Annotated in this window: 20 protein-coding genes; 15 read left to right on the top strand and 5 right to left on the bottom strand. The window is 30.0% G+C overall.

Going from position 1 to position 22,818, the window contains the following annotated elements; all coding sequences use genetic code 11:
- Window positions 1–53 precede the first annotated feature (53 nt).
- Window positions 54–1,622, bottom strand: a complete 1,569-nt coding sequence (locus B2S02_RS11125; RefSeq protein WP_346920739.1) for a MutS-related protein — start codon at window positions 1,620–1,622, stop codon at window positions 54–56.
- A gap of 197 nt (window positions 1,623–1,819) precedes the next feature.
- Between B2S02_RS11125 and lexA the strand changes: the two genes are divergently transcribed.
- Window positions 1,820–3,322, top strand: a complete 1,503-nt coding sequence (gene lexA, locus B2S02_RS11120; RefSeq protein WP_346879108.1) for a transcriptional repressor LexA — start codon at window positions 1,820–1,822, stop codon at window positions 3,320–3,322.
- A 106-nt stretch (window positions 3,323–3,428) separates the two neighbouring features.
- Here lexA and B2S02_RS11115 read toward each other — a convergent pair whose 3' ends face one another.
- Window positions 3,429–3,791, bottom strand: a complete 363-nt coding sequence (locus tag B2S02_RS11115; RefSeq protein ID WP_346876332.1) for a hypothetical protein — start codon at window positions 3,789–3,791, stop codon at window positions 3,429–3,431.
- 181 nt (window positions 3,792–3,972) lie between these two features.
- Between B2S02_RS11115 and B2S02_RS11110 the strand changes: the two genes are divergently transcribed.
- The 10 genes from B2S02_RS11110 (at window position 3,973) to B2S02_RS11065 (ending at window position 14,652) form a co-directional block, all read left to right on the top strand.
- A complete protein-coding gene (locus tag B2S02_RS11110) occupies window positions 3,973–4,506 on the top strand; it encodes a hypothetical protein (protein WP_346876333.1) in 534 nt (177 codons plus the stop codon).
- Between the two features lie 193 nt (window positions 4,507–4,699).
- Complete coding sequence (gene murI / locus B2S02_RS11105) at window positions 4,700–5,488, top strand: glutamate racemase (protein WP_346848786.1); 789 nt, start codon at window positions 4,700–4,702, stop codon at window positions 5,486–5,488.
- Window positions 5,489–5,568: 80 nt separating this feature from the next.
- Window positions 5,569–6,084: a peptidylprolyl isomerase gene (locus tag B2S02_RS11100; RefSeq protein WP_346848787.1), complete on the top strand. Its 516-nt coding sequence runs from the start codon at window positions 5,569–5,571 to the stop codon at window positions 6,082–6,084.
- A 15-nt stretch (window positions 6,085–6,099) separates the two neighbouring features.
- Entirely contained in the window at window positions 6,100–6,471 is a 372-nt protein-coding gene (locus B2S02_RS11095; protein WP_035134810.1) for a DUF3783 domain-containing protein, read from the top strand.
- Between the two features lie 83 nt (window positions 6,472–6,554).
- On the top strand, window positions 6,555–7,247 hold the full coding sequence (locus B2S02_RS11090) for a helix-turn-helix domain-containing protein (protein ID WP_346848788.1): 693 nt from the start codon (window positions 6,555–6,557) through the stop codon (window positions 7,245–7,247).
- A 59-nt stretch (window positions 7,248–7,306) separates the two neighbouring features.
- Window positions 7,307–9,028 (top strand): S8 family peptidase, encoded by a 1,722-nt coding sequence (locus B2S02_RS11085; protein WP_346891276.1) that lies wholly within the window; start codon window positions 7,307–7,309, stop codon window positions 9,026–9,028.
- Between the two features lie 93 nt (window positions 9,029–9,121).
- The gene (locus tag B2S02_RS11080; protein WP_346876335.1) at window positions 9,122–10,486 is read left to right on the top strand and encodes a peptidoglycan-binding protein; all 1,365 of its coding nucleotides are present in this window, start codon (window positions 9,122–9,124) and stop codon (window positions 10,484–10,486) included.
- Window positions 10,487–10,648: 162 nt separating this feature from the next.
- Entirely contained in the window at window positions 10,649–11,326 is a 678-nt protein-coding gene (locus B2S02_RS11075) for a response regulator transcription factor (RefSeq protein ID WP_346879111.1), read from the top strand.
- 1 nt (window position 11,327) lies between these two features.
- Window positions 11,328–12,839, top strand: coding sequence for a HAMP domain-containing sensor histidine kinase (locus B2S02_RS11070; RefSeq protein ID WP_346920707.1), 1,512 nt, complete (start codon window positions 11,328–11,330; stop codon window positions 12,837–12,839).
- Window positions 12,840–12,873: 34 nt separating this feature from the next.
- The gene (locus tag B2S02_RS11065; RefSeq protein ID WP_346848793.1) at window positions 12,874–14,652 is read left to right on the top strand and encodes a heme NO-binding domain-containing protein; all 1,779 of its coding nucleotides are present in this window, start codon (window positions 12,874–12,876) and stop codon (window positions 14,650–14,652) included.
- Between the two features lie 106 nt (window positions 14,653–14,758).
- Here B2S02_RS11065 and B2S02_RS11060 read toward each other — a convergent pair whose 3' ends face one another.
- Together B2S02_RS11060 and B2S02_RS11055 are read right to left on the bottom strand one after the other, a co-directional pair.
- Window positions 14,759–15,655 carry a radical SAM protein gene (locus tag B2S02_RS11060; protein WP_346848871.1) on the bottom strand — a complete coding sequence of 299 codons (897 nt, stop codon included), beginning with the start codon at window positions 15,653–15,655 and terminating at the stop codon, window positions 14,759–14,761.
- 159 nt (window positions 15,656–15,814) lie between these two features.
- Window positions 15,815–16,891 (bottom strand): transporter, encoded by a 1,077-nt coding sequence (locus B2S02_RS11055; protein ID WP_414632262.1) that lies wholly within the window; start codon window positions 16,889–16,891, stop codon window positions 15,815–15,817.
- A 308-nt stretch (window positions 16,892–17,199) separates the two neighbouring features.
- On the opposite strand from B2S02_RS11055, the gene B2S02_RS11050 reads away from it, so the two are divergent.
- The 3 genes from B2S02_RS11050 to B2S02_RS11040 all read left to right on the top strand — a co-directional run bounded on the left by B2S02_RS11050 (window position 17,200) and on the right by B2S02_RS11040 (window position 19,669).
- On the top strand, window positions 17,200–18,135 hold the full coding sequence (locus B2S02_RS11050) for a TIGR01212 family radical SAM protein (RefSeq protein ID WP_346876337.1): 936 nt from the start codon (window positions 17,200–17,202) through the stop codon (window positions 18,133–18,135).
- Between the two features lie 34 nt (window positions 18,136–18,169).
- Window positions 18,170–18,886 (top strand): 2-phosphosulfolactate phosphatase, encoded by a 717-nt coding sequence (locus B2S02_RS11045; protein ID WP_346876338.1) that lies wholly within the window; start codon window positions 18,170–18,172, stop codon window positions 18,884–18,886.
- A gap of 528 nt (window positions 18,887–19,414) precedes the next feature.
- Window positions 19,415–19,669: a phage holin family protein gene (locus B2S02_RS11040; RefSeq protein ID WP_035134826.1), complete on the top strand. Its 255-nt coding sequence runs from the start codon at window positions 19,415–19,417 to the stop codon at window positions 19,667–19,669.
- A gap of 75 nt (window positions 19,670–19,744) precedes the next feature.
- Here B2S02_RS11040 and B2S02_RS11035 read toward each other — a convergent pair whose 3' ends face one another.
- The gene (locus tag B2S02_RS11035) at window positions 19,745–20,920 is read right to left on the bottom strand and encodes a class I SAM-dependent rRNA methyltransferase (protein WP_346876339.1); all 1,176 of its coding nucleotides are present in this window, start codon (window positions 20,918–20,920) and stop codon (window positions 19,745–19,747) included.
- Between the two features lie 263 nt (window positions 20,921–21,183).
- Between B2S02_RS11035 and B2S02_RS11030 the strand changes: the two genes are divergently transcribed.
- On the top strand, window positions 21,184–22,740 hold the full coding sequence (locus B2S02_RS11030) for an ABC-F family ATP-binding cassette domain-containing protein (protein ID WP_346876340.1): 1,557 nt from the start codon (window positions 21,184–21,186) through the stop codon (window positions 22,738–22,740).
- The last annotated feature ends 78 nt before the right edge of the window (window positions 22,741–22,818 follow it).

The following is a 22,818-nucleotide window of genomic DNA, read 5'->3' as shown; positions in this document are numbered from 1 at the left end:
GTAAGGTAAATTTTATGGGAGGTCACTTTTTAGCGTCCTCCCATGTTTTATTGTTATATAAAACCTTCTATATGTTTTGCTCTTTCAAAGGAATTTTCTATAATTTCATCTGGATATCCAATATATTTTAAAAGTTTTATTGCATTTTTTGTTTGAGATACTCCTTGTTTCAGTTTGTAGTCAAAGGAAAGTCCTTCGCTATTATTTACATCTTCACTGAAATAAAAGAAATCATAGTAATCTTTAAGAATATCAGCTAGTTCCCTATCATGGGTAGCAACTATAGAAATTGCTTTTTTAGAGTTAATATATTTTAGAATTTCAGCGGAAGAAGCAATTCTTTCTACAGGGTTTGTACCTCTAAAAATTTCATCTATGGCACAGAAAATAGGAAGAGGCTTTTCAGTAGCTTTTATAATTCTAAGGATGGATTCAGCCTCTGCCATGTAATAACTTTTTCCTGCATTTACATCATCGCTTGGACTAATTGAAGATACAACATTGAAAAAGCTAGCTTCGTAATTTTCAGCTAGTACAAAATTGAAACTTTGTGCAAATACTATGTTAATTCCTAGCATCCTTAAGAAAGTTGATTTTCCAGACATATTTGTACCAGTAAGAATGATACCATGTTTATTAATATTAATGGAATTTGCAACAGGATTCTTAACAAGGGGATGAATTCCTTCAGAAATATTTAACTTTAGTTCCTGATAAAATTTTGGTTTAGTATATGGTGTATCAAGTCCACTTTGGTAGCTTGCTACAGATGCTAAAGCTTCAATTTCTCCAATTAAGTAATACAAGTCTAAGAGGTAATTCTTTTTCTCCTTAAGTTCACTACTAAGTTTATAGTAAGCGGCTTCTTCTAATAAAAGTGGTACAGAGATGAACTCAAAGAAACCTTCAAACATGGTGGTAAATCCAACAAGTCTAGTTCCCCTATCTATAGATTTTATATTGTTTAGGATATTGGTTATTTGCAATTTATAGTCCTTAAGTTCGGAAATATTAAGATTTTTCAACTTTTTTGCAGCAACAATTATTTTTCGTAGGTATAATAATCCTTTATCTTTAATATTTTTAGCTTCAGCCATATTTATAAATGCATTAACCCATAAAATTATAGCAAAACCAAACATATACTTAGGATTTTTGGTCATTATAGATATAAGTATTATTAATATAGGAAGAAATTTACCTAAGAAAGTATATAGGTAATATTTACTCTTATTAACTTTAAGATATGTTTCTAGCATTTCTATAAAACAGTCTTTATTATCGAATCCCATATTAAAAAAATGCATTTGAACCTGGCATTTTTTATCTTCATTATCCTTAAAGAAGCTAATTATATTATTTCTTCTGTTAAGTTCTTTTTCATCTATAATAATATTCCTTATCATAGAATATAAAGCAGATTCTCCTGCACTACTATAGGTTCTATCGAAATTTTCATAAACTCTATTCATATCTAAATCATTGAAACTTTGTTCATCTAGAAAATATTCAGTTTTAGGTCTGATATCAAATAACCGTCTAATAGACTTGAAGTTACGTACCCTTTCATTATCTCGTTTAGAGTCTTCTTTAATATAGTTAAGTTTGATTTTAGACAATATATCACTTCCAATACATGTTATTATTTAACATTATAACTCATTATTACATTTTAGTCTAACAAGTAGGGATGACCTACTATTTTTTTAGGAAGAATATGAGAGTTTATGATATAATATGAGGTATATTATAAATGTAGTAAAAGAAGATATATTAATTATATATTTTAGTGGAATAGACAGTGAATGGAGGTGACTTTATGGATATTAAACAGGCTTTAAGTAAATTCAAAGAGGATAAGAAGAATAGATTTTTTATAATCAATGGCAAAGAAGGTATAGGGAAAACTAGAGCAGCTTTATCAAGAGCTATATTTTTACAAGATAATTATTGCATTAGAGAAAATGAAAATATATTGTTTATATCTAATGAGGTTTTAGGGGATACTTTAGAAGAGGCAAAACTAGATGTAAATAGAAATAATACGTTCTTTACATATTTAAATAATAATGTTGAGATCTGCAGTAAAAAACAATTAATAAATAAATGTTTCCAGTATATAACATCAAGCAACCCGTTGAAAGGTAAAAGGTTTTGCAATAAGGATGTGACAAAGGCTTTCATTTTAGAAGGAATTGGAGAATTGCGACAGAAGGAAAGAAGAATAAATAAAGTTATATTAACAAAAAATATAGATTTTTTATTCGATGAAATTTTCTATATAAAACATTTGAATATAAGCTCCGTTGAAGAATATCAAAATTTAAATAGGAAAAAAAGAGGGTTTTCATTACGGAAGAATTCTAATAGTAGAGAAGCTATTTATAAATTATATTTATGGTATTGTAACTACATGGATGAAAATGGACTAATTGATTATATAGATGAGTTTAAAATTGTTTATGATAATATAGATAAGCTTAAAGATTTAAAGTATGCACATATAATAATAGATAATGTAGAACAGTTAACCATTGAAGAAGTAAAATTTATTCGTGGACTTTTAAAAGATTTTACTTATAGTAACTTTATTTTGGTGAAAAATATTAATCCTATTGACACACCAAAACCTTGGCTCCAATACTTTAAACGAAATAAGGATGTTACTATTTTTGATAGTAATAAATATAAGATTATTAATTGCAGTAAAGTATCAAAGAAAAAAGTGACTAAAAAAGTTATAGAACAAACTATCGAAGAACAAATTAATAAAGAGTTGAAGGAAGATAAAATGGTTAAAAACAATGAATATATTGAAACCTATAAATATGTAGATTTAAAACATAATATATCTCATGATTTTGCCATAGATACTAGTAGTTATAATGAAGTTATTTTAAACCATAACACTACTAGTGAGATAATCGGAGATAAGGAAATAAATAAAGTTCCAGTGTACAATGAGATTGCTGCGGGGCAACCTATTTCTATTAATGATGAAATAGAAGGTCAATTTAATGTTCCTATATATTGGCTTAAAGGTGTACAACAACCTTTTATATTAAAGGTTAAAGGGGATAGTATGATTAATGCTAATATTGAAGATGGAGATTATATAGTTATAAATAAGCAAACTATGGCAAATCATAATGAGATAGTTGCTGTAAGTATAGATGGAGAAGCTACCCTTAAGAGGCTATGGTTAAAAGGAAATAAGGCAGTATTAATGCCAGAAAATGATAAATACTATCCTATAGAGATTAAAGAGGATAATGCTTATATTATTGGGAAGGCTGTAGGGTTAATTAAGTCTACTAGCTAACACCTATGTAAGTCTTAAAATAGTAACAAATTTTTTATAAATACAGGTAGAGTAAATAATTTATTTAAGTTTACTCTACCTTTTTATTTTATAGTCTCAATAATACTTATAAAATAAAGATCAACAGAATGTTTATAAAGCCACCTATAGCTATAGAAATCCAATTTAAGAAAAGATGGAAATTTATATTATTAAGGGTATTAAAAATGTTATCTTTTGTAAAAGCTTTATTGTCCATATATTTAGAATATATTTCATTTAAAATATAATAGGACATACCTAAAGATTTACTGTTTATAGCTGATGTAATAGACATTAATAACATGATTAAGCCTTCTACAAATATAATATCTTTAAAAAAAAAGTTAGTTAGTGGTGTAAATATCCCTGATATAGCTAAAGTTAGAATACTCCACAACACACCACAGATAAATAGCTTTAAAGTGATTTTTACTGATGCATTTTTCATGAAATTCACCTCGCTTGAAAATGAATTCTTATTGAATTATAAGAGTTTAATATAATATATGATTAAAAAGCCATTTAGGTAATGCAAATAAGAAAAATGTAAACCGTAGAAACTTACTAAGCCATGGTGTATAATTATCTGTGAAGTTTGGTTTAATCTGATTATGAGAGGGAGAGATTTTATGTTAAGTAGAGTGAGATTAAATTTAGAAGCAGTAGAAGCAATGCTTTATTATTGGCAAGCAGCATCTGAAAAGGATAACATTGCAGAATCATTTTTCTATGATGTAGCAAAAATGCTAGGATTAACTGTTGCTTATGATGATGAATTTAATGGAGAATCTGTAAGACGTGCTTTAAGCGCTATAAAAAATAGAGAGCCTTTTGATGGGACTAAAAAAGAAAAGAAGTTCTGGAATAACAATATGTGGATGATGGAAGACTTAGAATTTACACATGCAATGGCAGCACCACTAAAAGTATTAAATTTAGATTCATTAGCAAGTGAATTTCAGAAGGTAGAAAATAAACATAATTATGATGAAGTAGAAGTTATTTTCTCACCATTACATTCTGATGAATATATAATCTCAGGAAATAAGTTAGTTATAAATTTCTTTAGAATAAAGATTGATTTAATGGATGGTAAAGCAACTATTGGAGATATAGAAATAATAGAGTATATTAAAGAAAAGATTAAGGAAGTAATACAATAGTGAGAATACTGTAAAATTAATTAAAGAAAGGGTATTGTAAGATGACCTAAATTAGTCATAAACAATGCTCTTTTTTAACTATATTTTTACATAATGCATGTCTCATACTTTTAATAATCTTTTAGCTGTAGTATTATAGTTATAGGATATATGAAGAAATATCTAAAAACTAAGTAGTGTGGTGTAATGAAGTATGGACAAAACTAATTTTAGTATAGGATTTTTTGATTCAGGGGTTGGAGGTATTAGTGTCCTAAAGGAAGCAGTGAAGCTACTACCTAAAGAAAACTACATATATATAGGAGATTCTTTAAATGCACCCTATGGAGTGAAAACTCCAGAGGAAGTTAGAAAGTTAACCTTTAATATGGTAGATAAGCTTATTTCTATGAATGTGAAAGCTATAGTAGTGGCATGTAATACTGCTACTAGTATTGCAATCGATGAATTAAGAAGGATTTATAAAGAAATCCCCATAATTGGAATAGAGCCAGCTTTAAAGCCGGCAGTAGAGAATTATGGTAACGGAATAATAGTAATAATGGCTACACCAATGACTTTATCTGAGAATAAATTTAGTAAACTAAGAGAAAGATATAATAAGGCTTCTGACATTATTTCAATGCCATGTGATGGTCTGGTGGAAATTATTGAAGGTGGAAATATTAAGGGTGAAGTTGTAGAGGGGTATTTAAGAAATAGGTTTAAAGATGTACCTAAAGAGAGAGTGTCCTCTGTGGTTCTTGGATGTACTCATTATCCATTTATTAAAGAAGCATTAGTGAATGTTATAAATGATGATGTTGCTATTATAGATGGTAGTTTAGGAACAGTAAAACAATTGAAGCGTAAGTTAGATCAAAAAGGTTTATTAAATACTAATAATGAACAAGGTACTGTTAAAATATATAATTCTAAAGATGATAAAAATTTAATAGAATTGTCATATAAGTTGCTTGATGCAGATAAAAACAGCAAATAACTCTGTTTATCATCAGTATAATAAATTACATAAAAATAATTAAAGAATAAATAATATAAAGAAAGAAAAGAGGAAGATGTATGAATCCAATAGTAACTTTTGAAATGGAAAACGGAAAAATAATGAAGGCGGAATTATATCCTGAAATAGCTCCCAATACAGTAAAAAACTTCATAGACTTAGCTTATAAGGGATTTTATGATGAATTAATTTTCCATAGAGTAATACCAGGTTTTATGATTCAGGGCGGTTGTCCAGAAAAATCAGGAATGGGCGGACCAGGATATTCAATTAAAGGAGAATTTAGTGGAAATGGATTTAAAAATGATTTAAAACATACTAAGGGTGTTTTATCAATGGCTAGAGCTCAACATCCAGATTCAGCGGGTTCTCAATTTTTTATAATGGTTGCAGATGCACCACACCTAGATGGAAGCTATGCTGCCTTTGGTAAATTAATAGACGGTCAAGATGTAGCAGATGAAATAGTAAGCTCTCAAACAGATAGAAGAGATAGACCATATGAAGATCAAGTTATAAAATCTGTAACTGTAGAAACTTTTGATGTAAACTACGGAGAACCAGAAAAATTATAATGGAAGGTATTTAATATGAATATACTTAAAGATAGATTAATCATAGCTTATGGGCTTAATGATGAAGAGATAGATAAACTAAATATAAAATTCAAAGATATATGTATAAAACCATGTGTATCAATAAATGAAAATATGGGAGAATATACTTTAGAGCATATATTAAAAGAAGAGAGCTTATCAGATAGTGATACTAAACTACCTGAAGAAAAAGTTATTATATTTAATGGATTTTTAGGTGTTTATCTTCAACAAGCTGTTAAAAAGGTTAGAGAAGTTTTAGGTGCAAAACCAATATTAGCGTCTACTACACCCAATTCTGTTAAAATGACTCTTCATGAATTGATAGATCATTTAGTAAAAGAGAGACAATATTATCAAAAATAATTTTTAAGTCTAATAATTTAGAAATCCTCTAGGACTAGAGGATTTCTATTTAGATTAAGGAGATACAGGGAGGATAATTAAGAATGAGTACTGTTGGAGAAAGAATTAAACAAGGAAGAAATGCTAAGGGAATGACTCAAAAGCAACTTGCTAAGAAGCTTGGAGTATCAGAAAACTATATAAATGATGTTGAGAATGGAAGAAAAGTTGTAGAAGAAAAGTTTATAGAAAGAGTAGGTAAGGTTTTAGGTGGAGATCTTGCAGAAATGACTACGCTGTTTGATAATATAGCTTATGAAGAAAGAAAATCTTCAGAAAGTAATTTAAAGACACATAATGTAGCGAAGGGTAATAAAGTAAAAGAAACTATAAATGAAGTATGGAATGATGCATTTAGTTCTGTTCTTAAGTCTGTAGGAATTTATAGCTATGATTTAAACAAGCCTATAGGAAAAAAAGAGTTACCTGTTATATCAAATAAAATAGAAGGATATGCTCAGGATAAGGTGCTATATATTAAAATTGAAAACGATGATTTATTAGGATTTAGAATTTGTCAAGGAGATTTAGCATTTGCTAACCTAACTTCTGAAATAGAAAATAATAAGATATATCTCATGGATGTAAATGGAGAAAGAGTGATAAGACAGTTAAAGAAGCTAGATAGTAATAAAGTTTTAATAATAAGTAATAAAAATATGGTTCGTACAGAAACAGCTCATCCTAAAGAGGTAAAGGTTATTGCAAAGTTAAATAGATTAGAAGTTCAACTATAATCTATTTAATAACATTTTTAATATACATTCATACTATAACTATATAAGAATTTGGAGGTATGGGTGTGCAAAAGGCTGATGGATTATTAAATTTACTTATAAATGTACCAGAGAGTATAAGAAATGAGATTATATATGGATATGGAATTGGAGATGTTGAAGAAACTAACATTGAATTAATTATACTTTATAGTGGGACTCCAGAGGTAATGGAAGAGAAAATAAATGCTATTGGAGGTACCTTTGAAGATTTAGATTTCGGTTATGGAATTATAACTATACCAAGAGGCGATGTTGAAAAGCTAGTAGGAATAAGAGAAATCAACTATATAGAGTTACCTAAAAATTTATATTTATCCTTTGAACCTAGTAATAGAGCTTCATGTATAACAGAAGTAAATACTAACTATGGATTAGAGGGAGAAGGGGTACTTATAGGATTCATAGATTCTGGAATAGATTATGTAAATCAATCATTTAGACTTGACAATGGAGATACAAGGATTGATTTTATTTATGATTTATATGAAAATAGAAGGATTTATACAAGAGAAGAGATAAATGCAGCTTTAAGAAGTCCAGACCCATACTCATTAGTACCTCACGTTGATAGAGCAGGTCATGGTACTCATGTGGCTGGTATAGCATGTGCTGGAGGGAATATACCAAGGAGATTTTATGGGGTAGCTCCTAGAAGTTCTATAGCCATGGTTAAAATGACAAGAGAGATAGGAGGACAGGGAGCAAAAAGTACCCAGTTAATGAGAGGGATTAAATTCTTAATTGATAAAGCTTATGAATTAAATAAGCCCCTGGTTATAAACATAAGTTTTAGCACGAATGATGGAGCACATACTGGAAATAGTTTGTTAGAGCAATATATAGGTATAGTTTCTACAGTGCAAAGAGTTAACATAGTTGTAGCAGCAGGAAATGAAGGGGATAGAGCACACCATGTTGGTGGTGAACTGGGTAGAGCACAAGAAATACGATTTAATGTTGGAATAGATGAGAGAATATTAATAATACAATTATTTAAATCATTTTTAAAGGATATTAACTTAAATCTTATATCACCAAGTGGAACTAGTAGTGGTGAATTAAGATTAACTAATGCATTAAATCAAGGAAGAATAGGTAATACTGAGTATTTTGTATTCAATACAGGGCCAACACCTTTTAGTATAGATGGCGAAATAATAATTGTACTTTCAGGGGTAGGAGAAGAAACCATAGCTAGTGGAATATGGACTATGAACATGACTACTAATGAAAATGTTCTAGGAAGCTATGATATGTGGTTACCTATTGCAGAAGGATTAAATATTGCTACAAGGTTCTTAGGACCTAGTACTGCTAATACATTAGGTATACCGGGAACTGTACCAGATGTAATAACCGTTGGTAGTTATAATTTTATAAACTCTACTATATCACCATTCTCTGGAAGAGGAAATGCTGAATTAAACCCTGTAAAACCTGATTTAGTGGCACCTGGAGAAAATATAGAATCATCTACTCCGGGAGGTGGATTTGAGCCACGGTCAGGAACATCAATGGCTACACCTCAGGTGGCAGGGGCATGTGGACTTTTAATGGAATTTGGAATTATAGAAGGAAATGATCCTTATTTGTATGGAGAAAGAGTAAAATACTTTTTATTAAAAGGAGCCAATAGAAGTAGAGTAGATGTACAGTATCCTAATAATAGTTGGGGATATGGTACTTTATGTCTTGCAGGAGCTCTTAGGGTATGGAATAATGAAGTAGCTTCAAGGTAGGAATAAATTACAATTTTACTATAAAGAATATGTAACTTTTCTATGATAGTCATCATAATATATATATTGAAGTATTATTTTAAGGAGAAATTTATGGCAGACATAGGTAGGTTGCAGGTTCAAGTGTATAGAGTAAATACAGCTATACCAATAAGTAATGCCAATATTACGGTATCAAGAACAGATGGAGAAACTAGAGAGCAAGTTACTACCCTAACTACTAATCCAGAGGGACAAACGGAGACTATAGAATTAGAAACTCCAGAAATAGAAAGGTCATTAAATCCAGATAATACCCTTATACCTTATGCCCTTTATGATATAGATGTAACGGCAGAAGGCTTTGATGAAATAAATATAAGAGGATGCCAAGTGTTGCCGCGACAAACAGCGTTACAGATATGTAATCTGATTCCAACAAGTCTTAATAGAGAGATCACAGAGGATGAAGATGTACAGGTAGTCAGGGTTATAGAGATTCCACCTAATGTTCAATTTGGTGATTTTCCACCTAAGATACCTGAGGACCCTAATAAAGCTTTGCCACCTCCACCAAGTGGTTTTGTAGTTTTGCCAGAGCCAGTTGTACCAGAGTTTATAATCGTACATGCAGGGGCACCAACTAATACAGCAGCACCAAATTATACTGTTCCATATACAGACTATATAAAAAATGTAGCAAGCTGTGAAATTTATGCAACTTGGCCAGAGGCAACTATAAGAGCTAATGTATACTGTATCATTTCATTTACTTTAAATAGAATATACACAGAATGGTATAGAAGTAAGGGGTTTAATTTTGACGTAACAAATTCTACAGCCTATGATCAAGCTTTTGTTTACGGAAGAAACATATTTGATAACATAAGTAGGATAGTAGATGATTTATTTGCTACCTATGTAAAGAGGTCTGGAGCTAAACAACCTTTACTTACACAATACTGTGATGGTAGAAATGTTCAGTGCCCAGGATGGCTTACTCAATGGGGCAGTAAGGATTTAGGGGCTCAAGGATGGATTCCATATGATATATTAAGAAATTTCTATGGAAGTGATATAGTTCTTGAAAGAGCTGAAAAGGTTTCTGGAAGTCCAAGGTCATATCCAGGTTTTACTTTACGACAGGGAGCCAGTGGAGAGCCAGTTAGAACCACTCAAACCTTTTTAAATAGAATAGCACAAAATTATCCTCTAATACCTAAAGTGGCTATTGATGGAAAGTATGGTTCTACAACTGCCAATCAAGTAAAAGTATTTCAACAGGTATTTGGTCTTCCGCAGACAGGTGAAGTAGATTATGCTACATGGTATAAGATTTCGGCTATATATACAGGAGTAACTAAAATCGCAGAATTAAGAAGTGTTCATGAGGAAGAAATTGAATATTCATACTTTGTTCCACATTGGCCATATAAAGATGCACCGGATTTACCTAGAATTAAATATCCTAAAAATTGAGTATATAATCTATTAATGAACTTCGAAGTTATCTCGGAGTTCATTTTTGCGTATAAAAACAACATGCAGAAAATATTTTAATAAAATATTCAAGTAAATAATTATAGAGTATAAAATGAGGTATAATTATTGATAAGAAGAAAAATACAAGGAGTTACGGATATGGATAATATAAAGGTATTATTAGTTGATGATGAAGAAAATATTAGAAACCTTTTGGAAGCTTACTTAAAAAAGGAAGGATTTAAAACATTACATAGCTCTAATGGTAAAGAAGCTATTGAGATTATAGAGAATGAATCAGTAAATTTAGTGGTACTAGATATAATGATGCCTGTTTTGGATGGATTTGAGACATTAAAGGTTATAAGAAATAGATGGAATATACCAGTAATAATGCTTAGTGCAAAGGAAGAGGAAGAAGATAAGCTTTTAGCATTGGGATTTGGTGCAGATAATTATGAAACAAAGCCCTTTAGTCCAAAGGTTTTAGTAGCTAAAATTAAAGCATTAATAAAGAGGAGCTATGGAAGTAGTATAGATAAAAGTACGGGAATTGTGATAGGGAATCTTTATATAGATGAAGAAGGTCATAGAGTTATGGTAAGTGATGAAGAAATTAATCTTTCACCAACAGAATTTTCTTTGCTTATATATTTCCTGAAAAACAAAAATATAGTTCTTACTAGAGAGCAAATTCTTACAAAAATATGGGGTTATGATTTTGAAGGAGATATACGTGTGGTTGATACTACGATTAAGAGACTTAGAGAGAAGCTAAAGCACATGAATAAAGTGATAGTAACAGTAAGAGGCTTTGGCTATAAGATAGAGGTTTAGTATGAATAAAATAATTAACTATTATAAAAAGATAAAGGGAAATATAGAAAGAAGCATTACATTGAAAATGTTTGTTGTAACTACTGTGGTGTTTATAGCATTTTTGACTATTACTCTTTTAAGTCAGAGAATATTGTTTGAAAAGATATATAATGATAAAAAGGAAAATGATATTAAAAGCAATGTGATAAAGTTTAGGGATACTCTAAGTAATCCAAAGGATGAAAGGGAAATAATAGAGAGTATTAAGAAGTTTGAGAATAATTATAACACATCTATAGGAGTGGTAAACACAGAAAATAATATTATAGTGACCTTTAAAACTGACTCAGAAACTATAGATAGTAAAAATACAGAAATTTTTAATTATGTTATTAAAACTATAAAGACAGATCCGGAACTATTAAACGAGATGATTAATAAAAAACAGGTAACTATTTCATTTAAGAACAGCGAGAACACTAAATATTTAGCTTCTGCACTTCTACATGAGAATAATATAATAGTAGGATTTACATCTTTACAATATGTAAAAGAAGCCATGGGGGTTATAGGGATATTTTATAAGTATTTTTACTTAGGGGCTATAGTAGTAATAGTTATATTAGCATTAATTTATTCGAAGTTTATTACAAAGCCATTAAGAGAAATAAATAAAGTGGCTGTAAGAATGAGTAATTTAGATTTTAGTCAGAGATGCACTATGGTATATGAAGATGAAATTGGAAACCTTGGGGAAACATTAAATTTTTTAGGACAAAATTTGGATAATTCTTTAAATTCATTAAAAGAAGTTAATAGAAAACTACAAAATGATATCCACAGAGAAAGAGAAATTGAGATTATGAGAAAAGAATTTATAGCAGATGTATCTCATGAATTAAAAACCCCTATTACTTTAATAAAAGGATATGCAGAAGGTATTAAGGATGGCGTATTTTTAGAAGACAATATGAATTCATCATTAAATGTAATTATAGAAGAATCTGATAAGATGAGTAATTTAGTTAGAGATATGCTTCAAATATCATCTTTGGAAAGTGGAAAGGTAATCCTTAATAAAGAATTATTTTTTATTGATAATTTAGTGAAAAATGTTGTAAAGAAATTACATCATAGTATCGATAATAAGAATGTAAAAATAGATTTGAATCTATATGAGAAACAAATTTATGGGGATGCATTTAAGATAGAACAAGTAATAACCAATTTTCTTACGAATGCAATAAGGCATACTCCCTGTGAGGGAAGTATATTTGTTAAAATTTACCCACGGGGGAATATGACTAAGTTATCTTTTGAAAATACAGGTGAGCTTATTAATAAGGAAGAAATTGATAAGATATGGGATAAATTTTATAAGATAGATAAGTCAAGAAATAGGAAAGATAGTGGTACAGGACTTGGACTATCAATTGTTAAAAATATAGTAGATTTGCACCAAGGTAAATGTGGAGTTGAAAATACCAAAAGAGGTGTAAGATTCTATTTTGAATTGCCAAATCAGTGCTAATATACTATAGCCATAGAAAAGAGGGGTATTAATTATGAAGGGCACAGTTGTATCAATATGGCTAAATACTTGTAGAAAACTTTATAATGATTCACAAGTAAATGAAGCTATGAACCATGCTGGATGGGAGACAAATAAGATATTTTCTCCACTAGAAGAAGTAGACGACAAAGTAATAGCTAAGTTTATTTCAAAGCTATCAGAAGCTAGAGGTTTAACTAAAGAGAAATTATGGAATGATATAGGAAAAGACAATATACAATCCTTTGTTAATGTATATCCAGTATACTTTAAAAAGAGAAGTGCATATGAATTTTTAAAATCACTAAATGATATACATATAGCAATAACTAAGAAAATTTCAGGCGCTAAGCCTCCAGCAGTAGATATTGTTCAGACATCTAAAAGAAAAGCGGTGATGACTTATTCATCTAAAAGAAAGATGTTTGATTATTTCTTAGGTATGCTTGAAGGAACTTTTGAATATTTTAATGAACAATTAGAGTATGAAATTTTAGAAAAGTCTGGAGATGTGATGAAAGTGGAAGTGACTTTTGAAAAAGAAATAAATAGCAAAAAAAGTTATGGATTTAATAAAATCTTATCACTTGGATTTGTAAAATCATTATCAGTTAAGGCATCCATATTTACTTTTATATTAACTCTTATTGGATCAACATTAATACTTGGAATTAAAAGTATAGTTCCAGCTTTAGAAATTACAGCTGTAGCTACAGTAGTAACCTTTATAGGTACATATTTATTATTAAGACCTGTTAAAGCTATCGCTGGATTAAAAGAAGATAAGGAAAGGTCATATGATGTTATTAGCACCAAGGATGAGCTTGAAGGATTATATGAAGTTATAAAATCAGGAACTAATATATCTTCAATGGATATGACAGAGTTTGATGCTAATGTTAGTGAGATGGTAGAATATCTTAATAAGGTTAAAGCTATTTCAAATGTAATGGAAGGCTCATCTAAAGAAATATCTACAGTAGTAGAACAAATGTCAGAAACTAGTGTGGACCAAGCCAACAATACAGAAAGAGTAGCATCAGGATTGAATGATAATATTAGAGCTTTAAATAACTTAGTAAACAGTGAAAATGAAAATAAATTAGCTATGGAAGATACTATAACGAAAATTACTGCTGGGTTTGATGAGATAAAGACTGTAAGTAATAATATTCAAAAAACATTAGACAAGTTCCAAGAAGTAAAAGAAACTGGAATAAAGTTAAACAATAAAGCTAGTGATATTACTAATATAGTATCAATAGTAGCTCAAATTTCCGACATGACAAATCTTTTAGCATTAAATGCTTCTATAGAAGCAGCTAGAGCTGGAGAACATGGTAGAGGTTTTGCTGTTGTTGCAGAAGAGGTAAGAAAGCTTGCAGAACAAACTAAAGATGCTGTTGAAGAAATTAATTTAAATCTTAAAGAATTTGCAGAGGATATTAAATATACTGTAGATAGCATAGATGAACAGTATGTAGCCCTTGAAAAACAAACTGATGGATTAGAAAGAATTAGAGATATAAGTGCGGGTACGACTACTGCTGTTGATAAAGTATCAGAATCAATGATTACTACAATCAATGATTTAGGTAGAGAAGTTAAAGCTATAGAAGGAATGTATGACAATGTGGAATCATTAGCAGCTATTGCAGAAGAAAATTCTGCATCATCTCAAGAAGTTAGTGCCAGTGTAAATACCTATACTGATGAAATGATTAAACTTACAGAAGCTATAGGTGAGGTTCAAAGAATTACAGAATATTTTAGAAGTACACTAGATGTATAATTAATGTTAAAAGCATTCTTAAGGTAAAGTTCATGAGATTTTACCTAAGAATGCTTTTTATTTGTTTAGTTTTATTACGGTTAAAGAGCTTTATAATATTAGAGTTTTAAATCCCTTGCAGATTGAAATCTGGGACATAAACTGTTGAGTTAGATCCACATTCTTGGATAAAGGCATTTTTAAAGCCTAAATCTATACAGTAATCTATTAAAGAGTCATAATGACTAGGGTTAAGAGGTTTATTAATTTCATCATATTCTGCTGCTTTAAACATAGGTGTATACTGATTCATTAGGCTTAAGTATACTGAATCTCCAAAGGTTTTATATATGTAATCTACTATTTTTTTTGAATCGAATAAAAGTCCAGGGAGCATTAGATGTCTTATAATAACACCTCTAATTAAAATTTCTTCATCATTAAATATTGGAATACCTACTTGATCTGCCATTTCCTCAATAACCTTTGACGCTATGGTGAAATAGTTAGGAGCAGAAGAATACTTTATTGCATATTTATCATTAAAATACTTTAAATCAGGAATATATACGTCTATGTATCCTTTAAGAGCTTTAATGCTCTCTACGTTTTCATAGCCATTGGAATTATAAACTACAGGGATATTAAGTCCATTTTCTTTAGCTTTATCCAAAGCAATTATTATTTGAGGTATATAGTGAGTAGGGTTAACTAAGTTTATATTATGGTATCCTTTAGCTTGTTGCTCTAAAAATATTTCACTTAATCTTTCTATAGAAACTTCCTTACCTATGTCAGACTGACTAATATCATGATTTTGGCAAAATACACATCTAAGGTTACAATTTGAAAAGAAAACTGTACCAGAACCATTAGTGCCAGACACACAGGGCTCTTCCCACATATGACCATAGGCCTTAGCAACTTTTACTTTAGCTCCACTTTTACAAAAGCCTACCTTTGCAGAGTTTCGATTTATACCGCAATTACGAGGGCATATATTACAATTATTGAGAGCAGTCAAATCTTTCATAATTAATTATCTCCTTACATAGTAAACATAGCAAATACTATATTTATATTTGAAAGTAAATAAACACTACTAACATAGTAGTGTTAATCTTATATAACATCAGTATAATTAAAGAGGAGCAAAAAGTGAAGTAGCCTATATAAGTTTTAATTATTTTTTTACCTTATTCATTTTAAAGTAGAACCCAATGCATTGAGCTATAAATACTAAGCTAACTATTCCGAAACCGGGATATAAGAAAGTTATAAGCTGTTTAAAGCCTATTTGAGATATAGGAAGGGCTATTAAAAGAATGAGTATAACACCTCTCTTATAAGGGATGTTGTATTTATTTTCAAGGGTCTTACCAACACTATATATATCTGAAACTTCTGTAGAAAACATCTCACACCAAATAATACATAAAAGAAGAATTTGCATTAAAGAGATAAACTTACTAGCTACAAAGAGTAGTGGAATTTCATATTTAAAGATTTCAGGTATATTTGCCATTAACATTGAATTAATTAAGAAAGCAAGTAGAGTAAGGACAAGAGCCCCAATGGTTAATCCAGAAATAATAAGGCGTTTATTTTTGATTTCTTTACTAATGGGAACAAGAACTCCACTACAGGATAACATGTTAAATCCTGCATAGAGAAGTGATGATATAATCCACTGTTTATCTATAATAAGGTTTTTGTATACTGGTACTTGTTTCATATAGTCCATAGATATAGTATCCTTTGAAAAGAGAAGATAAAGGACAAATATAGTAATAATTATAGTAGTAAGGCTAGGTACTATTATGGAATTAATAGCTATTAGGCCCTTAGTGTCATTTAATAAGGTAATAAGTGCAATTCCAGCCATTACAAACACTCCAACAAGTCTTGGAATTCCAAAGTGTTGATAAAGTAAAGCACCACTACCTGCAAGAATTATAGCAGCTCCTGAGATTAAAAAGAAGCTAGTAAGATAATCTGTTATTTTTCCAAAGAAACCAGGGCTTACAAGGGTTATAAAATCAGTATAAGAATTTAAGTCATATTTTAAACTTATAGACACTATAATGGAACTTATTATTATGTAAAATACTGCACAGAGTAGAAGTCCATAAAAACTTGAAAACCCATAGGTAGAAAAAAATTGAGTTATTTCTTGACCAGAAGCAAGGCCTGCTCCTACAATGGTGCCAATAAAAACAGTGGCAGCTTGAAAAATTAATTTAAGATTCTTCAAAGTTATCCCCCCAAATTATGATAGCTTGTATATTTATATTGAAGTCCACACAAGAATATGTGGAAAACTATTAATATGTGGAAAACTTTTTAAAGTATTGTTAGTAAATTTTCATTTAGGTATCTGAAAATAAATAATAAGTCAAAGATGAGAAGTATAACACAAAATAGACAAGCATTCTGAGTTGTTTATTTTTTGAAGATGTCTTAGTGGATTTTGAAAGATAAAAGAGTTAAACTATAATTGAATATAGAAGATTACTATATGGATATATTTAAAATAGATAACAGAAGAATAGGATAGGAAGATTAGAAATGAGAAAAGATTTTAATGGAAAGAGATATCATAATTTAAATTATTTTTTAAGAAAAAAGTTTAATGGACAAAAAACTTTTAAAATATCATTAGATGGTGGATTTACATGTCCTAATAGAGATGGAAAATTATCAAAAGGTGGGTGTATATTCTGCTCTGAGAGTGGCTCAGGAGATTTTGCTGGAGATAGGTTATCATCTATAACTGAGCAGTTTGTTGATATAAAGGAAATGATGAATAAAAAGTGGAAAGATGGTAAGTATATAGCTTATTTTCAGGCTTATACAAATACCTATGCGCCTGTAGAAGTATTAAAGAAAAAATATGATGAAGCATTAACACAAGAGGATGTGGTTGGACTTGCCATTGCTACAAGACCAGATTGTTTAGAAGAAGATGTGTTAGAATTATTAGAAGACTATTCAAAAAGGGTATATACTTGGGTAGAACTTGGACTTCAAACTAGCAATGATACTACAGCTACCCTTATAAATAGAGGCTATAAGTTAGAAATATTTAAAAAAGCAGTGGAGGAACTACATAAAAGGAAAATAGATGTGGTGGCGCATATAATCTTTGGACTTCCAGGAGAAAGTAAAGAGGATATGTTAAAAACCGTTAAGTATATTTCTAAGCTTCCCATAAAAGGAGTTAAGATTCACCTTCTTCATGTAATGAAAAATACAAGGCTAGAAAAGCTGTTAGATGAAGGCAAGATTACATTACTAGAAATGGATGAATATATTGAACTTGTAACTAAGGCTATAACAATGTTACCACAGGATATAGTAATTCATAGACTTACAGGAGATGCCCCAAGAAATTTATTAGTAGGTCCTATGTGGAGTTTGAAAAAGTGGGAAGTCTTAAACGCCATAGATAATAAGTTAGTCACTGAAGACCTATATCAAGGAAAATATTATAAAGAAGATTGATTTAATTAAATGTATAATCAGGGGGGAATAGTACATGAATATTGATGTAGTTATATCTGCACAACATATTAAGCCAGAAAAATTTAAAGATAGGATAGTGGTTGTTATTGATGTCTTAAGAGCAACTTCAGTAATGGTTACAGCATTAAATAATGGTTGTGATAAAATAATTCCTGTAAAAGAGATAGAAGAAGCTATAGATATTGCAAGTAAAGATAAAAATAAATATCTTTTAGGAGGAGAAAGAGGGGGAATAAAAATAGATAAATTTGATTTCTCCAATTCACCTTTAGACTACATTGAGGATATAGTAAAAGGTAAGAGTCTTATAATGACTACCACAAATGGGACTAGAGCTATTAAAAATAGTGAGGAAGCAGAGAAGATATTTATAGGTGCTTTAATAAATGGAAGAGTAGTAGCAGAAAAATTAGCTAAGTTAAATAAGGATGTAACCTTTGTAAATGCAGGAACCGATGGAGAGTTCTCTATGGATGACTTTATAGCAAGTGGGTATATAATCAACTGTTTAAGAGATATAATGAAAAACCATTGCACCTTAACAGATATAGCAAAAACTTCAGAATATGTATATATAAATAATCCTAGTATAATAAGTTTTGTAAAAGATGCACTTCATTATAAAAGGATGAAGGATCTCAGGTATAATGAAGATTTAAGATATTGCCTTTCAAAGGATTTAATAAATATAGTTCCAGAATACAAGGATGGAGAAATAAAGATATATTAATGAACAGATTTCTAAGCTTCAGAGGGAGTTTTACTCCTACTGAGGCTTAGAAATCTATTTTAAGAACTGCTGCTTTTAGTAGTTCTTTTTCTTTTAGCTAAAGTTAAAAATATAACTTCATATACTACAGTATATAAGGTAAAGAGAGCTATGAAAATAATTTGCTCAATACCATTCATTTTAGAGGTAGCAAACAATATTATTATAGGGAAAAAAAAAACAATCTGAACAAATCTTAGAATGGATAAGCCTTTCATAACATCACCTTTTACCAAATATTACTATATTATTATTGTTACACTTTTAGAACTAACATTCAATAAAAACTGTACAACAAATTTATATCTCATTATCCTTATAATTTAAGAAAATCAAAGAATAAAATTACAATATGTAAAAATAAGTGAAATCATAAGTGATATGCATAAGTATACCTAGTAGTAAATAACTAAAATTTTATTGAATTTATATAAAATAATGTACTCATGTAAGGATAAAATGAATAAAATATATAAAGGGGGAATATTTATGGAATTCTTTAGTTATATTACAGAGAATGCATTGATACTAATACCAGTGCTATATATAATTGGTATGATTTTAAAAGGAATAGAGAAGATAAATGATAAATATATACCAGTAATTTTGCTTCCTGTAGGCATACTGTTATCTATGGGAGTTATGCACAGTTTTAGTGCTGATGCAATAATTCAGGGTGTTTTAGTTACTGGGGCTAGTGTATATGCTAACCAACTAGTAAAACAAAGTCAAAAGAAAGAGTAAAGAAGATTTAAATATAAGAGCTATATAATTTATAAATCAAATAAGATTATAAATTATATAGCTCTTTATAAATAATTAAACCACTTGGAAGATATAAAATTTTAAGTAGTATGATTCATCACTATTCCAAAGAATTGGATGATCAGGAGCTTGAGTTCTAAATTCTACTTGTCTTAGGGTAACCCTTGCATCTTTAGCTGCACTGGCAATGGTATCTCTAAACAGTTCAGGATTCATAAAGTGAGAACATGAACATGTTATAAAATAACCACCTTTATTAACTAATTTCATTCCTCGAAGGTTTATTTCTTTATATCCTCTTGTAGCACTTTTTATAGTAGAACGAGATTTGGTAAAGGCTGGTGGGTCAAGGATAACCACATCATATTTTCTGCCTTCATCAGACCACTCACGAAGTACATCAAAGGCGTTGTGACATTCAAATTTAACTACATCTTGTAGATTATTAAGCTCTGCATTACGTCTACAGAATTCTACTGCATGCTCTGATATATCTACTCCTAATACTGATTTAGCACCAGCAACACCAGCATTTAATGCGAAGGAACCAGTGTGAGTAAAGCAGTCTAGCACAGTGGCATCTTTGCAAAGCTTATGTATAGCAGCTCTATTTTCCTTTTGATCTAAGAAAAATCCTGTCTTTTGCCCATTTTCAACATCAACATAGTACTTAACGCCATTTTCAACTATCTGAATCATAGTATCAAAGGGTTCGGTTAAAAAGCCTTTAATCTGTTCCATGCCTTCAAGGATTCTAACCTTAGCGTCACTTCTCTCATAAATACCTTTAGCACCATATTCTTCTACTAGAATTTTTACAATGATATCTTTATATTTATCAATGCCTAGAGCTAGAGATTGAATAACGTAGTAATCTTCTAATTTATCAATTATAAGTCCAGGTACAAAATCAGCTTCTCCAAACAAAAACCTACAGCTAGAAGTATCTATTATCTTTTTTCTGTATTCCCATGCAGCTCTAAGTCTTTTTCTAAAAAATTCTTCATCAATTTCTTCATTGATATCTCTAGTCATAATTCTTATAGTAATTTTAGAAACATCATTAATATAACCTTTTCCGATGAATTCCTCTCTGCAATTATATACTTCTACAATGTCTCCATTTTCATATTCACCATCATATTCTTCTATATCAGTAGAGTAAACCCAAAGGTGACCATTCTCCACACTTTTTCCTTTTCCCTTTAGTAGATAGAATTTACAAGCCATTTACATCCTCCTATTATCAAAACAATAAATTATTAATAATAATTTATATTGTCAAATTTAAAATTGTTCTATATAAAAATTAAATTTCCTAAACTTTATTTAGACCTCTTATAGTATAAATTTATAGAGAGGATTTTGCAAATAAATTATTTAATTTTTACCATAGAAAAATCTTTGGCAGTAAAGTATAATATTCTTGGTTTGAATTTTTTTAACGCATACCATTTAATGGTGATAGTCAGAAGGATATAGGAGGAAAATGTATGAGTATACTTACAGTTAAAAATATAAGTCATGGTTTTGGGGATAGAGCAATATTTGAAGATGTATCCTTTAGATTATTAAAAGGGGAACATGTAGGTTTAATTGGAGCTAATGGTGAGGGTAAATCTACTTTTATGAATATAATAACTAGTAAACTTATGCCTGATGAAGGCCAAGTAATTTGGTCTAATAATGTGAGGGTAGGATATATGGATCAACATGCAGCTTTAGAACAAGGATTAACTATAAGAGATGTACTAAGAGATGCATTTAAATACCTATTTGATTTAGAGACTGAAATGAATGAACTTTATGGGAAAATGGGTGAAATGGACGAAGAACAAATGAATAAGGCATTAGAAAGAACTGCTATTATTCAAGATATGCTAGATAATAACGGGTTTTATGTTATAGATGCAAAGGTTGAAGAAGTTGCTAAGGGATTAGGACTTTTAGATGTAGGGCTAGATAAAGATGTAACGGCTTTAAGTGGAGGCCAAAGAACTAAGGTTTTACTTGCAAAGCTTCTACTTGAAACTCCAGACATATTACTTCTAGACGAGCCTACAAACTATTTAGATGAAGCACATATAGAGTGGCTGAAGAGATATCTACAAAGCTATGAAAATGCATTTATTCTAATATCTCATGATATTCCTTTCTTAAATTCTGTAATTAATCTTATATACCATGTGGAAGATAGAAAGTTAAGTAGATATGTAGGAGACTATGAAGAGTTTAAGAGAATATATGAAGCAAAAAAAGAACAGCTTGAAAGAGCATATGAAAGGCAACAAGCTGAAATTGCAAAACTTGAAGATTTTGTTGCAAGAAATAAAGCCAATGTTGCTACATCTAACATGGCTAAATCAAGGCAGAAGAAGTTGGATAAAATAGATAGAATAGAGCTTTCTAAGGAAAAGCCAAAGCCAACATTTAACTTCAAAACAGGAAGAGCATCAGGTAAGGTTATTTTTGAAACTAAGGACTTGGTTATAGGATATGATAGTCCATTAACAAAGCCTCTTAATATTTCTATGGAAAGAGGACAAAAGATTGCCCTTGTAGGAGCCAATGGACTTGGAAAAACAACTCTACTTAAGAGCCTTATGGGAGACATAAAACCTATAAGTGGAGAAGTTACCCTAGGTGATTATCAACAAATAGGATACTTTGAGCAAGAAGGTGCATCAGGAAATAAAAATACTTGTATAGAAGAATACTGGAAGGAATTCCCTAGCTGCACTCAATACGAAGTCCGTGCAGCCTTAGCTAAGTGTGGTTTAACTACTAAGCATATAGAAAGCATGGTTATGGTACTATCAGGAGGAGAAGCTGCCAAGGTAAGACTTGCAAAGCTTATAAATAGGGAAACCAATATACTAATCCTTGACGAGCCTACCAATCACTTAGATGTAGAAGCAAAGGATGAATTAAAGAGAGCATTACAAGAATATAAAGGAACTATATTACTAGTTTGCCATGAACCAGAGTTTTATAAAGATGTAGTAACAGATATATGGAACTGTGAGGATTGGACGACGAAGATTGTATAATGCATATTTAAAGTTATGTTGTTAGGTGAGGTGTTATTTTACACCTCATTTTTTAAATTTTAAAATATTGAATAAGTA

Origin of the sequence: Clostridium sp. UBA7339, from assembly GCF_002470865.1 — a bacterium.
Taxonomy (GTDB): domain Bacteria; phylum Bacillota; class Clostridia; order Clostridiales; family Clostridiaceae; genus Clostridium_J; species Clostridium_J sulfidigenes.
This window is presented reverse-complemented; position numbering and strand designations above follow the sequence as displayed.